The organism is Lacticaseibacillus saniviri JCM 17471 = DSM 24301, assembly GCF_001311785.1.
In the GTDB taxonomy this organism is placed as follows: Bacteria; Bacillota; Bacilli; order Lactobacillales; family Lactobacillaceae; genus Lacticaseibacillus; species Lacticaseibacillus saniviri.
Genome location: NZ_BBBX01000004.1, coordinates 37,257 through 53,230, shown reverse-complemented (window position 1 = coordinate 53,230; position 15,974 = coordinate 37,257). Strand labels below are relative to the sequence as shown.

Sequence of the window (15,974 nt, the reverse complement as noted above, 5' to 3'; positions counted from 1 at the left end):
CCTTTCCACGCTAGCTTTGCTACCAAATAAAATAGGGGATCTGACAATATTGCCAGCCCCTACTGTGTTGCATCGTGAGTTAGTCTGCTAACTCGATTTTGTTGGTTGGAATACCCAGTGATGGCCATCCGCTTCAAGCAGCGCTGCCGCCGCCACAGGCCCCATTGTGCCAGCCGCATAAGTTGGCATATTAGGCATTTGATCCCAGGCCTTGCGAATCACATCCACGAATTGCCAAGTCTGAGCGAGTTCTGTCCAGTGCGTAAAGTTGGTTTGATTCCCACTCAATGCATCTAAGAGTAACCGTTCGTAGGCTTCAGGCGCCTTGTTAACGGACTTATCGTCATGTGTAAAGCTCAAGGTCTCGTTTTCGAGTTCGAACTCTTGGCCCATGTTCTTCCCGTTGATTTGAAGGCTGTACCCTTCCTTTGGTTCAACGTAGATGGTGAGTTGGTTTGGCTTGTTCTCGCCGTTGGCTGCAAAATATTTGGTGCCGTTGGCTTGAAGGTAATCGTGACCTGCGTTGACTTTTGGGTCAGGCGCTTACCGGTCCGCACATAGATTGGCACACCACGCCATTCAGGCATATCCAATTGCAACTTCCCAGCCACAAAGGTTTCAGTCATGGAATCAGGTGCAACGCCATCTTCTTGACGATAACCAGGGACCGTTTTGCCATCAATCGTTGCTTCAGTGTACTGTGCGCGAATGAAGTTGGCACTGGCTTCAGCAACCGTGTAAGGGTGTAAGGCATTGAAGACTTCATCCTTCGCCGCATGAACGGCATCGGCTGTAAAGGCAGTTGGCTTCTTCATAGTCAAGTAAGCGAGCAATTGCATGATGTGGTTTTGCACCATATCGCGCAAGGCCCCCGCCGTTTCGTAATAACCGGCACGTTCTTCAACCCCGACCACTTCGGCCAAGGTGACCTGAATGTTATCGATATACTTGTTAGACCAGACAGGTTCAAAGAACTGGTTGCCAAACCGCAAGGCGAGCAACGCTTGAATCATTTCCTTACCTAAGTAGTGGTCAATCCGATAAATCTGATCTTCATTGAAGGTGGCGCTGATGGAATCGTTCAACGTCTTTGCACTCTCGTAATCATGCCCGAATGGCTTTTCGATCACCAGCCGGTTAAAGCCATCATCTGTGAGTAACTTTTCAGACTTCAGGTGACTCGCGATTGTGCCAAAGAAGTTAGGTGCCATCGCCATGTAGTACAAGCGATTGCCACCGACACCGTATTTGTCATCGAGCTTCTGCGCTAATGTCTTCAAAGTGACATAGTGTTCGGCGTCTGTCACGTCATGGGATTGATAGTAGAAATGGCTCGCAAAAGCGGCCACTTTCTTAGGCGTTGCTTGTGGCAAGTTCGTCACAGCAGCTGTCACGATTTCTTGATAGTAATCGTCACTCCAAGGCCGCCGGGCCGTACCGATCACCGCAAAGTGATCTTGTAATTCACCACGGTTAAACAATTGAAACAGGGCTGGGTAAAGTTTACGCTTCGCCAAGTCGCCAGAACCACCGAATAAAATAATGACTGCTTTTTTTCATCCATTTGTGACACCGCCTTTTTAATGTATGTGCGCTTGTGGTTGGACAAAAACATGCCCACTGCGCGCGTTCATGAATGGGATCTGCCGGCCATCGACCGTTTTTAACGTGATGGTATCGTCCGACTTAGCCGTAATTTCGACCTGATCACCAATCTTTAAGTTCAGCTGTCCAATATAGTCAATTAATGCGGATTCGTCAAGAATTCGATCGATAATCGCAAAATCGCCGACTTCTAGCTGTTCGAGGCTCAAGCGACTCTGCGGTTGATAGTGACCGCTCGCATCTGGAATCACGCCACCGTGTGGACAGAATTGTGGGTAATTGAGCCGTGCTGCCAAGCGATTGGCCATCTCGGCCGTTGTGGCATGTTCGAGTGCTTCTGCTTCCACGTGAATGGCATCCACAGGATATTGTAATTCTTGCACCAAGAACACTTCCCACAGGCGATGATTGCGCACTAATAGCGCGGCTGCCCGCCGACCGGACTCAGTCAATTGAATCCCTTGGTAAGGCGTATGCGTCACATAATTTTGTTCCACTAATTTGCTGATCATTTCACTGACCGATGCTGCTGAAACCTGCATCCCGCCGACAATTTGCTTGTTACTAATCAGCTCTTCGTCGCCACCCAGTTCCATGATTAACTTCAGATAATCTTCTTTGTTTGGCGTCATTGTTTCCCTACCTTATTTTAAATAAGCATTATTTACCTCTCTCTATTATGCCTGATTTGACACAAAAAACACGCTTTTTGACGGCGTGTTTTCAGTAAAGGAGGAAAAATTAGTGTTGCTTTTGAGGACCGTTGTATTCGTCCAAGATAATTTGCTTCAAATCGCTGATTAATGGTTCTTGAGGGTTCGTCACCGTGCAGTTATCGGTGTAAGCTAATTCGGCTAAGTTATCCACAGCTGCATCGACTGCCTGCTTGCTGATACCTTGATCCTTCAAACTCATCTTGATGCCAACCCGATCGGCCAGATCAATGATTGCTTGGACATAAGCTTCAACCAATTCAGCTGTCGTGTTCCCCTTCAAGCCCAAGTAGCGCGCAATTTCAGCGTAATCTTCATCGGCACGGAAGTAGTTGTACTTCGACCAGATGGCCCGCTTCTTTGGTTGACTCGCGTTGAAGCGGATTACGTGTGGCATTGTGATTGCGATACAACGGCCATGAGGCAAGTGGAACTCCTGACCCAGTTTGTGAGCGATACTGTGGTTGATCCCAAGTAATGCATTCGCAAAGGCCATCCCGGCAATGGTGGAGGCATCATGCATCTTGGCCTTGGCAACCAGGTCACCCTTGTAGCTATCTTCCAAGTTATCAAAGACAGACTTGATAGCTTGCAGGCTCAGACCGCGCGTATAGTCTGTCGCCATTGTGGAAACAAAGCTTTCTGTGGCGTGACACAAAACATCCAATCCGGTATCTGCAACAACCACTGGTGGCACACTTTCGATGAATTGGCTATCGACCAAGGCAACGTTTGGTGTCAACGCATAGTCGGCTAATGGGTACTTGATGTGGGTCTTGGAATCCGTGATGACCGCAAATGGGGTCACTTCAGAACCGGTCCCACTGGTGGTTGGAATACATACCAACTGGGTCTTGCGCAGCTTAGGGAACTTGTAAGTCCGTTTACGGATATCCAAGAACTTTTGCTTTGCACCAAAGAAGTCAGCGTCTTCTGCTTCATAGAATAACCACATACCCTTGGCCGCATCCATGACGGACCCACCACCGATGGCAATAATCGTATCGGGTTTGAAGTCCTTCATCATTTCAGCGCCCTTGTAGACGGTGTCGGTACTTGGATCAGGCTCAACATCGACAAAGGTTTGCATTTGGATAGGATCAACACGTTGACCCAAAACATCTTCAACGACTTTGATGTAGCCGAGTTTCTCCATGCCACGATCACCGACGATAAAAACGCGGTTGAGGCCTTCCATCTTTTCGAGGTAACGAACAGCATTCTTTTCAAAATAAATCTTAGGTGGCAGCTTCATCCATTGCATGTTGTCGCGGCGCTTTGCCAATGTCTTGATGTTCAACAGATCAACGGTGCCGACGTATGTGAGACGGAGTTGCCACCGTATGAGCCACAGCCCAGTGTCAGACTAGGAATCATTTCGTTATAGAGATCCCCGATCCCACCTAAAGCGCTCGGTGTGTTGACAAGAATCCGGCAGGCTTGCATGCGTGTGGCGTAGTCAAGTGCCAAGTCGTCATCTTGGGTATGGATTACAGCGGTGTGGCCCAAACCACCTAAGTCGAGCATGGCTTCTGCCTTGTTGAAGGCATCCGCATGATCCTTTGCTTTAATCATCGCTAAGACTGGGGATAACTTTTCGCGAGACAATGGGTACTTGTCACCCACATCCTTGATTTCAGCTACCAGAATTGGTGTTGCCTCTGGTACCTCGATGCCGGCCCATTCAGCGATTTGGTGGGCGCTCTTCCCGACAATGCGTGGGTTAACCGCGTGCTTTTCTGGGTTGATGACTGTTTCTGTTAATGCAGGGATTTCCTTGTTCTTTACAATGTAAGCCCCTTGTGCTGCAAATTCGGCTTTGACTTCTGCGTAGATGCTTTCGTCAACAATCACGGCTTGTTCAGAGGCACAAATCATCCCGTTATCAAAACTCTTACTGAGAATCAAATCGTTAACCGCTTGCTTAATATTCGCTGTGGCTTCGATATAGGAAGGTGCATTCCCCGCGCCAACCCCGAGTGCTGGCTTACCTGATGAATAAGCGGACTTGACCATGCCTGGGCCCCCAGTTGCTAAGATGGTGGCGATACCAGGGTGCGTCATCAATTCCTTTGTCGCATCCATGCTTGGTGTTTCGATGTATTGCAGGGCACCGTGTGGTAAACCGGCCTTTTCAGCGGCAACACGCAAGGTATCGAGCGCTGCGGCAGAACTCTTTTGAGCACCTGGGTGGAAGGCAAAAATGATTGGGTTACGTGTCTTAATCGCAATTTCTGCCTTGAACATGGTGGTACTTGTTGGGTTTGTGACAGGTGTGACACCTGCAATCACCCCGATTGGTTCAGCGATTTGGACCAGATTACGTTGCTTATCTTCATTGATGACACCCACTGTTTTGTTGTCTTTGATGGCGTGCCAGATTTCTTCGGTCGCAAACATGTTTTTGATGGCCTTGTCTTCATAGACACCACGACCTGTTTCTTCAACCGCAAGTTTTGCCAACTCCATGTGTTGGTCGAGACCGGCAATCGCCATTTGGTGCACGATGTGGTCAATCTTTTCTTGGTCAAAAGTACGTAATTCAGCGAGAGCTTGCTTGGCGTTCACAACTAATTTGTCAATCATTGTTTCGACGGTTTCTGTAGAAGCGGCTTGATCTGTAACTACGGTTGATTTCAACATGATGTTTCCTCCGTTTTTGTTTGTTAATTATTTCACGAGTAAAATATACCGCGATTTTGTGAATTTGTAAACAAAAACTTGCGAGTTTTTTTTAAAATATTTTTTATCCGCTTTGTAACAACGTTTGTCATTTAATTTAATTGTGTAACTGTGATCAACGAGTCGGTCGCAACCACAAAAAGAAGAAGCGAGAACAAATCCTTTCGGATCATTCTCGCTTCTCTATTTGTGAAGAAATTACTTGTCGTCGTTTGATGTTGGTTCGGTGTAAGGCTTGTCATCGGCTGCTGGGGCATCCTTTTCAGGTGCTGCACTGGCAGCTGGTGCATCAACAGGCTTTGCAGCGGCAACAGGTGTTGTTGCTGCACCGTTATCAACAGTCCGAATGGCGGACAAGTTGAAGGTTAAGAAGATACCATCAGCATCAATGACAACAGTTTGCTTGTCTTCGTTGATTTCATCAATCTTCCCGTGTAAGCCACCGATTGTGACGATAGCATCGCCCTTTTTCATGGCGTTTAACATTTGTTTGCGTTGTTCTTGTTGTTTCCGTTGTGGCCGAATCATGCTGAAATACATGAAACCACCCATCACAACTAACAAGATAATCATACTCATTCCTTGCACTTAAGGCACCTCATTTTCATAGTTTTTCATCTCTAACTGTAACAGATTCAGCGATTGAGTACCAGTTTTGGCTAGAAATTCTTCGCGTTTGCGGTATTGTACCCATACTCTTCAAAGAAGCTTTCTTTGAAGTCAAGCAAGGCGTCATTGGCGATAGCTTCGCGAACCTGTTGCATCAGGTGCAACAAGAAGTACAAGTTGTGATATGTCGTCAATCGCATCCCAAAGGCTTCATCGGTATGGATCAAGTGACGGATGTACGCGCGGGTGAAATTGCGACATGCATAGCAGTTGCAGTTATCATCCAGCGGTGAGAAGTCACGTGCATACTTCGCGTTCTTGACTACCAACCGACCGTGACTCGTCATCACGGTCCCATTACGGGCAATCCGTGTTGGCAGAACACAGTCAAACATGTCAATCCCGCGCAGTGCGCCATCAATCAAGGCATCGGCAGAACCCACACCCATCAGGTAACGTGGCTTGTTTTCTGGCAATAATGGTGTTGTGAAATCGAGCACCCGGTTCATCTCGTCCTTGGATTCACCGACGGACAACCCACCAATAGAATATCCAGGAAAGTCCATGCTGACCAGATCTTTTGCGCTCTGTTCGCGCAGGTCTTGGAAACCGGCACCCTGAACAATCCCAAACAGGGCTTGATAATCAGGGTTCTTATGGGCTTCCAAACCACGTTCTGCCCAGCGGCTGGTCCGAGCGACACTCTTTTTGACATAGTCATAGCTTTCGAAGAATGGTGGACATTCATCAAAACTCATCATGATGTCTGGCCCCAAGGCGTTTTCAATCGCGATGGCCTTCTCTGGACTCAAGAACATTGGCGCGCGTTCAAGTGATTCTTGAAGTGCACACCCTCTTCTTTGATGTCACGCATGCCGGCTAATGAGAACACTTGGAAGCCACCGGAATCAGTCAAAATCCCCTTATCCCAGTTCATAAACTTGTGCAGGCCACCGGCTTCTTCGATGAGGTCTTCACCGGGGCGCAACCACAAGTGGTAAGTGTTGGCCAAAATAATTCCGGCACCCATTTCATCGAGTTCTTCAGGGGCCATGGTCTTAACGCTGGCTAATGTCCCCACGGGCATAAACATTGGCGTTGGAAATGTCCCATGCGGGGTGATAATTTCACCCAGACGGGCGCCAGAATGCTTATCTTGGTGAATCAGACGGTACTTGATCGCTGGTTCCATAAATTAAATAACTCCTTTTCAAATCATCGCGTTAGTTATCAACAAGTTTGTCCTAAAATAAATAACAATCGTCACTCAGTCTAACAAACCTGATCAATTTTGACCAGCGCAATTATTTGATAAACATCGCGTCCCCGAAGCTGAAGAAGCGGTAGCGTTCATCGATTGCGTGTTGATAAGCATTCAGAATGTTATCACGACCGGTAAATGCGGCCACTAACATCACAAGGGTTGACTTAGGTAAGTGGAAATTCGTAATGAAGGCATTGACCACACGCCATTGATAGCCAGGCTTGATGAAGATATCAGTCCAACCAGAATCTGCCTTGATTTCACCATCAAACTTGGTCCCAATGGTTTCCAAAGTCCGAATCGATGTCGTCCCGGTGGCGATAATCCGGCCACCGTTTTGCTTCACTTCGTTCAACGTGTCGGCTGCGTCTTGCGTCAGACGATAGAATTCACTGTGCATCTTGTGATCTTCGATATTGTCCACAGAAACAGGTCGGAACGTGCCCAGACCAACGTGCAAGGTCAAATAAACCAACTTCACACCCTTAGCTTGCGCTTGGTCCAATAATTCCTTGGTCCAGTGCAATCCGGCTGTTGGTGCCGCTGCGGAACCAATTTCCTTGGCATAGACGGTTTGATACATCTCGGGATCGTCCAGCTTTTCCTTGATATATGGTGGCAATGGGGTTTCACCCAATTGTTCCAAGACTTCCATGAAGATGCCATCATAGCTGAATTCAACAATCCGGCCACCGTGTTCGAGTTCTTCGGTCACCGTTGCGACCAGCAAGCCGTCACCAAAAGTAATCTTGGTGCCAACGGGTGCTTTGCGTGAATGCTTCACCAGTGTTTCCCACTTGTCGCCTTCAATGTTATTGAGCAAGAGGACTTCCATGTGGGCACCGGTATCTTCTTTGACACCGTATAAGCGTGCTGGCATCACGCGGGTATCGTTCATTACCACCGCGTCACCGGGATTCAAGTAGTCCAAAATATCATAGAAATGTTTGTCTGCCATTTCGCCGGTTTCATGGTCCAAGACCAACATGCGGCTGGCGTCACGTTCCTTGAGTGGTGTTTGCGCAATTAATTCTTCGGGTAAGTTGTAATCAAAGTCTTCAGTTGTTAACACAGTAAATCCTTCCAATCCATTAAATTAGTTGTTATATGGTAATCCCAAGTGCTCATAAGCTGCTTGTGTCGCCATCCGCCCACGCGGGGTGCGCTTCAAAAAGCCAATTTGCAACAGATAAGGTTCATACATTTCTTCAATTGTGGCGCGTTCTTCGCCGATATTTGCGGCAATGGTATTCAACCCAACCGGGCCGCCATTATAATCGCGAATCATCAGTGCGAGCAGCTTACGATCGATTTGATCCAAGCCTCGTGCATCCACCTGCAGCTGCGTCAGCGCGTGCTGCACAATATCGAGCGACACGGTTTGAGCATCCGCCACATCCGCAAAATCGCGCACGCGCTTGAGCAGGCGATTGGCAATCCGTGGCGTACCACGCGATCGCCGTGCGATTTCGTGAGCACCTTGATCCTCTAAGGTGAGATCAAACACATCGGCAGATCGGAACACAATCTGCGTCAATTCTTCATCGGTGTAATAGGCCATGTGTGCCGAAATACCGAAGCGATCACGCAATGGTGCCGACAGCACCCCAGCGCGCGTTGTCGCCCCAATCAGGGTGAATGGTGGCAACGGGAAATGTACCGGATGTGCGGTCGGTCCCTCACCCACCACGATATCGATATAGAAGTCTTCCATCGCGGAATACAGCATTTCTTCGACAATTTTAGGTAAGCGATGGATTTCATCGATAAAGAGCACATCACCTGGTTGTAATTCATTGAGTAACGCAACCAAGTCTCCTGGCCGCTCGATGGCGGGACCGCTAGTCGTGCGGATATTCACACCCAGCTCATTAGCGATAACTAAAGCCAATGTCGTTTTACCCAACCCAGGTGGGCCGTACAGCAACACGTGATCAAGTGACTCTTCACGCTTCTTGGCGGCGGTGATATAGATGTCGAGCTGATTCTTCACTGCCGTTTGCCCGATATATTGCGCAAGCGTTTTGGGGCGCAAGGTCTGCTCGATTACCGTCTCAGCCGAACTGGCCGGCTCTTGTTCAACTAGACGTTCATCATTTGCCATGATTTCCTCCCTACTTAGTGGTCAAAAGCCGCAAGCCGGTGCGTAGGTACTCATCGGTTGATAGTGCAGCCTCTTTCAGTAATGCCTTTTCAACTTTTGCAACTTCACGATCGGAATAACCCAGCGCACTCAATGCGGCCAACGCATCAGCTAGCGCAGTCGGCACATCACTTGTTGGTTCATCCAACAGGCTCGGCTGTTCAACCTTGTTTTTCAGATCCAATACAATCTGAGAAGCGGTCTTCTTCCCAATACCCGGAAACTTGGTCAAAAAGTTGATATTCTCTTCTGCAATCGCATTGCTCAGTGTCTGTTGATCGCCGTTGGCCAAAATCGCGAGTGCGGATTTCGGACCAATCCCAGTGACCGATAACAGTTGATTGAACATGCGTTTTTCGTCCGCGGTTTGAAAGCCGTATAGACTCTGATCGTTCTCGCGAATGATCTGTTGCACATAAACGGTCATGGCTTGTTTTTCAGCAAACGCATAAGGATTGCCAACCAATAACCGATAACCTACACCCTGCACATCGAGCACGATATAGGATGGAAAGCGGTCAACAACTTGACCAGTAAGATATTCGTACATTATTTTCAACTCCACAGCACGTATGTTTGGTCTATTGTAGCATATTATGTACCTAATTGTGAGCCAATGCCGGAACTGTCGCGGCAAATGTGATTCAGTGATGACACATCGCATTCAATCATAACACCGGTTCTAGTCAAGCGCATACATGCTCTGGTAAAATATAACAAAAGGTGGTGAAGCCATGTCTTCAGTGACATCACGGCGGCTAATCAATCTCATGACAGTCGTCACACTTGGGGCAACAGTTGCCCTGACGATTTACTGGTTCAATTTGGGGCTGTTCGATGATATCCCGACGCTCCAAAACTACCTCAATCACTCCGGCTTACTCGGGCCACTCATCTTTATTTTGATTCAAATCATTCAGGTCGTGATTCCCGTCATCCCCGGCGGAATCAGCACCGCTGCCGGTGTCATTTTATTTGGCCCTTGGTGGGGCTTTGTCTACAACGACATCGGCATCACGATCGGTTCGCTTATCAACTTCTGGTTGGCGCGCCGATATGGTAAACCATTTATTCTACACATTATTTCTGAAAAGACCTATGACCGCTACATCGGCTATACCACAAATCAACGCAAATTTGACTGGTTATTCGGCCTCGCCATTGTCCTTCCTGTGGCCCCCGATGATATTTTATGTCTGTTGGCCGGGCTCACCAAAATGACCTGGCGCCGATTCTTTTGGATTATCGTCTTGGGTAAGCCAATCACCATTGCGGCCTACAGCTTAATTCTCGTGACGGGCGCGCACTGGCTGGGACTGTAGCAGAGTGTGACCATTCCTGATCAACAATCGAGTACTAACGGGCTTTGATGGACATGGCTGGTCTGTGCCATGTGCGAAAAGCGAGTTGGACGGAGATTGTTAGGAATGGGAGCACGTTTAGAGCGTGAGCACTAACGGGACTAGCGCAATAATTGCGGGTTATGCAATTGGCGCTAGTGTTGTTAGGCGGAACAGGCAGTGTGGGTGAACACGTTTAGAGCGCGAACAGCCGACACCCTTGTCATTACAAAAAAAGAGAGTCATCACACAACTTCCTGTGCGATGGCTCTCTTTTTAATACACTAAATTTCATTTGTCAGCATGCGATACAGGGTACTGATAGGTAGACCCATCACGTTATAGAAATCACCATGGATTTCTTTGACCAATAGCGCACCATCACCCTGAATCCCATACGCTCCAGCCTTATCGGCATATTCATCGGTTTCAAGATAAGTCTCAAGCATCGCCTCATCGAGGTCCCAGAACAAGACATCGGTTTGAACCACCGCTGTCTTGACCACCTGATTACCCAGGTGCACATACAGACCAGTATAGACTTGATGTGTTTGACCGCTGAGTTCTTGAAGCATCCGCCGGGCATCGGCTTCGTCCTTTGGCTTACCCAACAACTCATCATGGAAGCTGACCATCGTGTCCGCCGCAATAATTGTCGCATCGGGATAATCTTTGGCCAGTGCCTCTCCTTTTGCAGTCGCAAGTTGTTGCACGTATTCTTGGTGGCAGCACGGGGAGCGCTCGCTCATCAATCTTGGCTGGCTTCACTTCAAAAGCCGGCACAATGCGTTGCAACAATTCCTGCCGCCGTGGCGACTGACTGGCTAAAATAAACATTATTCCCACACTCCACTTTCATGACTGTCTTGAATTCGTTTGAACATCTTATTGAGATCGTTATCTGAGAAATGAATCAATACGGGCCGACCGTGCGGGCAGTTGTAAGGATTCTCTGCCGTTGTCAACTGCGTGAGCAATGCACTGGCCTGTGCCGCATCCAGATGGTGATTGGCCTTGATGGCACGGCGACAACTCATCATGATGGCTGTGGCTTCACGGAACTTGGCCACGCTGATGCGACCATCCTTCAATACCCAATCAATCATCTCGCGAATCGTGGCCTCTTCTTGCCCTTCCTTAAACCAGGTTGGATGACTCTGGACGATAAAGGTGTTCTGACCGAAGTCTTCCAGAATCACACCAACATCCGCGAGTAATTCACGGTGTTCCCGAATGCTAACTGCATCACTGGCTGGATAATCCAAGACGATTGGGACCAATAAGCGTTGTTGATCATTACTGACCTCACCAATGGCTTGCCGATAGTACTCGTAATTGACCCGTTCCTGTGCCGCATGCTGGTCCACGATATAAAACCCATCCGGGCCTTCTGCCAACAGGAACGTCCCGTGCATCTGGGCCAGGAACCGAAGCTCTGGAAATCCCGTCGGTTGTGGCTCATGAATCGGTTCCTCAACAACCGGTTCCGGTGAGACTTGTGTGGCCGGCTCACGGTTGTATTTGTCATCCCACGCTGCGAGACGCTCTGGTTCCTTAAAAATCGAGGTGCCATCCAGTTGCGTGATGTCTAACCCATAATCGGGATCTGTGCTGGTATCTTCTTCAACCCGTGGCTCTTCAGTCGGTGTTGGCGTTGGTGGCGATACCACTTTTTCGCGTGCCGGTGCCTCATGAATCGGCGCACTCACCGCATTCATTTGAAGCGCGAGTTGATCCATGTCGAGCGGCTTACTCTTTTGAAGATTGTGTAAAGCGTCTGGAATCAAATTCTGTTGTGCAAACCGTTGCCGGACCGCCTGTTCAATCAGATCTCCGAGCTGATCCTCTTTGCTCAACCGCACCTCTTGCTTCGTCGGATGCACGTTGACATCAACCAACAACGGGTCCATCTGAATATCGAGAACCGCAACGGGATAGCGACCAACCATCAGTTTAGAGCCGTAGCCGGCAATGAGTGCCTTGGTCAATTGATAATTCTTGATATAGCGACCGTTAATCATCAGTGACAGATAGTTACGGCTGGCGCGAGTTGTATCCGGCAGGCTCGTGTACCCAGTCACCTTGAAATCGAGGTCTTCGGCTTCAATACCCACCATGGCTTTTGCCACATTCACGCCATAGATACCGGCAAGCGTCTGTTGCAAATCATTATGGCCCGCTGTTTTGAGCATCAGGTTATTATCATTCCGCAATGTGAATGCAATCTGTGGATTGGCCAGCGCTAATCGATTCAAGATATCCACAATTTTGGCCAGCTCAGTCTGTTGCGACTTCACATATTTGAGCCGCGCTGGGGTGTTGTAGAACAGCGACTGCACCTTAATCTGGGTCCCTGGACGCACCGCTACGGTCTGTGGCTCTTCCATTTGACCGCCTTCGACAGCGACCTTGGTGCCGATACCTGACTCAGTGGCCGTTTCCAATTGCACCTTGGCCACCGCGGCAATACTAGCCAGCGCTTCACCGCGGAACCCCAGTGAATGCACATTAAATAAATCCCGAGTCGTCAGAATTTTGGATGTGGCATGCCGCAGAAATGCGGTGGGCACATCTTCCGCCTCAATTCCGGAGCCATTGTCTTGAACCTGAACCAGGCTGAGACCTGCATCTTGAATGCGCACATCAATCTGAGTGGCACCCGCATCAATACTATTTTCAACCAGTTCCTTGACCACCGATGCAGGACGTTCAATCACTTCACCGGCAGCGATCTGGTTGCTCAAATCAACCGAAAGTTGATGAATTTTGCCATAAGATCACTTCTTTAATTGTTTTTGTAAATGATAAATCAGATTCATCGCATCCATTGGCGTGGCCGTCAAGAGATCGAATTGACTTAATTTCTTCAATACCGGATTAGACTTGTTCTGTTGAACGGGCTCTGGCTCAAAAAGATCTAGTTGCCCGGTTTCTTCTTCGACTTGACTGTCCTCAGGCTGCGTTTCTTCGACTTGAACAGCCGCAACGTGTGGCGTTGTGACATCCTGGTCGCCTTCAAGGTCCGACAAAATACTGTCGGCACGCGTTAACAGGTCATCTGGTAATCCCGCCAGTTTGGCGACATGAATCCCATATGACTTGTCTGCAGGACCTGCTAGCATCTTGTGCAAGAAGACCAAGTTACCGTGTTCCTCAACGGCACCAACGTGGACATTTTGCAGTTTGTCGAGCGTGGTCTCAAGTCCTGTCAGTTCGTGATAATGCGTTGAGAACAGCGTCTTGGCATGCACGTGGTCGTGCAGATACTCGATGATGGCTTGGGCTAGTGCCATCCCATCATACGTCGCTGTCCCGCGACCAATCTCATCAAACAGAATCAAACTGGATGCTGTCGCGTGACTCAAGGCAGCGTTAGCCTCCAACATTTCAACCATGAAGGTACTTTGACCTGAAGCCAGATCATCTGCCGCCCCAATGCGAGTGAAGATTTGATCGAACACGGGCAAGTCGGCTTGATCGGCGGGCACAAAAGAACCGATCTGCGCCATCACCACAATCAGCGCGAGTTGGCGCATGTAGGTACTCTTACCCGACATGTTGGGTCCCGTAATCAGGAGCATGTCGACATTATCATCCATCACGACATCATTGGGAATATACTGTTGTTCACCCAAGACCTTCTCAACCACTGGGTGTCGGCCATTCTTGATATCAAGCGCGTGCGTCCCCGCGTGCATCACTGGCCGCACATAGTGTTGGTTCTCGGCAACGACGGCAAAACTCTGTAAGACATCTAACGTGGCAATCTGCGCGGCCAATTTTTGCAGCCGTTCAATCTGGGCCTTCACCTGTTCGCGAATTTCTTGGAACAAGGTGTATTCCAATGTTGTTGCGGACTCCTCAGCTTCCAGAATCAGGGTTTCCTTCTCCTTCAATTCCGGCGTGATGAAGCGTTCCGCGTTGGTTAACGTCTGTTTGCGCTCGTAACGTCCCTCTGGCACATTCGCCAGTTGGCCCTTGGTGACCTCAATATAGTAGCCAAAGACTTTGTTGTAGCGAATTTTGAGGTTGTGAATGCCGGTTGCCTCACGTTCGGAGGCTTCCAGCTCAGCCAGCCATTGCTTACTGTTGGCCATTACGTCGCGATAATTGTCCAACTTTTCGTTATAACCGCGCAAAATCAGATTGCCCTCGGTCACTGAGATCGGTGCCTCCGGTTCAATTGCGCGACGAATCAGATTGGCAATATCGCTGACCGGATCAATGGCCTTTTCCAATGAGGTGAGACTGTCATCCTCAAAACGCAACAGAATATCTTGCACCGCTGGAATTTGATCCAGTGAGGTCTGCAGCTGAATCAGGTCTCGGCCATTGACGGTACCAAACGCCACCCGGCCTGCCAAACGTTCCAGATCATAAACCTTGGTCAAGCGCTCTTGCAGTTCACTGCGTTCAAAGAAATGATCGAGCAGTGCTTGAACCTGTTGCTGGCGGCGATTAATCGCCACCATGTCGATTAATGGGCGCTCCAACCACTGCTTCAAGAGGCGGCCACCCATGGCGGTCTTGGTCTCATCCAGCAGCCACAGTAACGTATCTGCCTTTTTGCCGGTCCGACTGTTCGAGAGAATATCCAAGTTAGCGCGCGCGTCCTGATCCATTTCAAGGAAAGCTGATGGCTGATAGGCCACCGCTTTTTGAATGTGGGCCAGGCCCCGTTTTGGGTAATCAAGAGATATTGCATCAAGCGCTCAACAACAGCGACTTGATCAGCATCAGCCAAGTCCTGCGCGACATAACTCGCCTCGGCTTGTGCACCCGTATCAGGTTGAACGGAGAGAAGCCGGTCGCCCTGCTTGAAAGCGGCTTGGTCGTCCTCACTGAGAGCGGGGTCAATCACGATTTCCTTGCTGCTCAAAGCAGCCAATTCATTTTGCACCGCAAACCGACTCGGAAGCGTGGTGACCTTGAGTTCACCGGTCGTCAAATCGGTATAAGCGAACGCATAACCGGACGGCAAGGCCAGTACCGCAGCCAGGTAATTATTGGACTTCGCAGCGCCCGCCTTGATATCCATCGTGGTCCCTGGGGTGACCAATTGGACCACCTCACGCTTGACCATCCCCACTGCGAGCTTAGGATCTTCCACCTGTTCACAGATGGCAACCTTGTAGCCTTGATCCACCAGAATATCGATATAGCTAGCGGCTGCATGATGCGGTACACCCGCCATAGGAATGGGATCATCCGCATTTTTATTCCGCGCCGTGAGCGTCAATTCGAGCAGTTGCGCGCCCTTAATCGCATCATCATAAAATAATTCATAGAAGTCACCGATACGATAAAACAAAAAGCATCAGGATATTGATCCTTGATGGCCTGATACTGCTGCATCATCGGTGTTTCACTGGTTTTTGCGGCATGTGTGTCTCCCTTACTTTCTTGACTTTCTTTGACCTATTGTAGCAACAGACTGTCCTAACGGCAAGAAGGCGCATTAATGAACAAGCGCTTCGGGCCGGTGGCAAAAATGAAGTTGTGACAAAAGACGCTTTGAGTGGGAGGATTAATCTATTTGTTCGGAAATTGAAACAGGAGGCTGTGACAGCACCCTTACGGGTCGTCACAGCCTCCTATTTCTACTTGTCACATCTTCA

General features: G+C 49.0%; 7 protein-coding genes and 5 pseudogenes. 1 reads left to right on the top strand and 11 read right to left on the bottom strand.

Annotated features, from left to right (window positions below; all coding sequences use genetic code 11):
- Positions 1–79: 79 nt before the first annotated feature.
- From zwf to ruvA, 8 genes and pseudogenes are all read right to left on the bottom strand, one after another.
- Positions 80–1,544 (bottom strand): annotated as a pseudogene (gene zwf, locus JCM17471_RS03485) (glucose-6-phosphate dehydrogenase).
- 36 nt (positions 1,545–1,580) lie between these two features.
- On the bottom strand, positions 1,581–2,237 hold the full coding sequence (locus tag JCM17471_RS03480; protein WP_054776832.1) for a metal-dependent transcriptional regulator: 657 nt from the start codon (positions 2,235–2,237) through the stop codon (positions 1,581–1,583).
- Positions 2,238–2,346: 109 nt separating this feature from the next.
- A pseudogene (gene adhE, locus JCM17471_RS03475) lies at positions 2,347–4,961 on the bottom strand (bifunctional acetaldehyde-CoA/alcohol dehydrogenase).
- A gap of 237 nt (positions 4,962–5,198) precedes the next feature.
- Entirely contained in the window at positions 5,199–5,579 is a 381-nt protein-coding gene (gene yajC / locus JCM17471_RS03470; protein WP_056992503.1) for a preprotein translocase subunit YajC, read from the bottom strand.
- 80 nt (positions 5,580–5,659) lie between these two features.
- A pseudogene (tgt, locus tag JCM17471_RS03465) lies at positions 5,660–6,801 on the bottom strand (tRNA guanosine(34) transglycosylase Tgt).
- A 112-nt stretch (positions 6,802–6,913) separates the two neighbouring features.
- Positions 6,914–7,945 carry a tRNA preQ1(34) S-adenosylmethionine ribosyltransferase-isomerase QueA gene (gene queA / locus JCM17471_RS03460; RefSeq protein WP_054776830.1) on the bottom strand — a complete coding sequence of 344 codons (1,032 nt, stop codon included), beginning with the start codon at positions 7,943–7,945 and terminating at the stop codon, positions 6,914–6,916.
- 24 nt (positions 7,946–7,969) lie between these two features.
- Positions 7,970–8,977: a Holliday junction branch migration DNA helicase RuvB gene (ruvB, locus tag JCM17471_RS03455; protein ID WP_054776829.1), complete on the bottom strand. Its 1,008-nt coding sequence runs from the start codon at positions 8,975–8,977 to the stop codon at positions 7,970–7,972.
- Positions 8,978–8,987: 10 nt separating this feature from the next.
- Positions 8,988–9,566, bottom strand: coding sequence for a Holliday junction branch migration protein RuvA (gene ruvA / locus JCM17471_RS03450; protein ID WP_054776828.1), 579 nt, complete (start codon positions 9,564–9,566; stop codon positions 8,988–8,990).
- A gap of 184 nt (positions 9,567–9,750) precedes the next feature.
- Between ruvA and JCM17471_RS03445 the strand changes: the two genes are divergently transcribed.
- Positions 9,751–10,338: a TVP38/TMEM64 family protein gene (locus JCM17471_RS03445; protein WP_054776827.1), complete on the top strand. Its 588-nt coding sequence runs from the start codon at positions 9,751–9,753 to the stop codon at positions 10,336–10,338.
- Positions 10,339–10,640: 302 nt separating this feature from the next.
- Here JCM17471_RS03445 and JCM17471_RS03440 read toward each other — a convergent pair.
- The 3 genes and pseudogenes from JCM17471_RS03440 to mutS all read right to left on the bottom strand — a co-directional run bounded on the left by JCM17471_RS03440 (position 10,641) and on the right by mutS (position 15,714).
- Positions 10,641–11,193: pseudogene (locus JCM17471_RS03440) on the bottom strand (Maf family protein).
- Positions 11,193–13,121, bottom strand: a complete 1,929-nt coding sequence (gene mutL / locus JCM17471_RS03435; RefSeq protein ID WP_054776826.1) for a DNA mismatch repair endonuclease MutL — start codon at positions 13,119–13,121, stop codon at positions 11,193–11,195. The pseudogene JCM17471_RS03440 and the gene mutL overlap by 1 nt, the downstream one beginning before the upstream one ends.
- Positions 13,122–13,133: 12 nt before the next feature.
- Positions 13,134–15,714, bottom strand: a pseudogene (gene mutS, locus JCM17471_RS03430) (DNA mismatch repair protein MutS).
- Positions 15,715–15,974 lie beyond the last annotated feature (260 nt).

Excerpts from the sequence above, each read along its gene's own strand:
- JCM17471_RS03480 (WP_054776832.1), bottom strand. The coding sequence starts at position 2,237 with ATGACGCCAAACAAAGAAGATTATCTGAAGTTAATCATGGAACTGGGT.
- yajC (WP_056992503.1), bottom strand. The coding sequence starts at position 5,579 with ATGAGTATGATTATCTTGTTAGTTGTGATGGGTGGTTTCATGTATTTC.
- ruvB (WP_054776829.1), bottom strand. The coding sequence starts at position 8,977 with ATGGCAAATGATGAACGTCTAGTTGAACAAGAGCCGGCCAGTTCGGCT.
- ruvA (WP_054776828.1), bottom strand. The coding sequence starts at position 9,566 with ATGTACGAATATCTTACTGGTCAAGTTGTTGACCGCTTTCCATCCTAT.
- JCM17471_RS03445 (WP_054776827.1), top strand. The coding sequence starts at position 9,751 with ATGTCTTCAGTGACATCACGGCGGCTAATCAATCTCATGACAGTCGTC.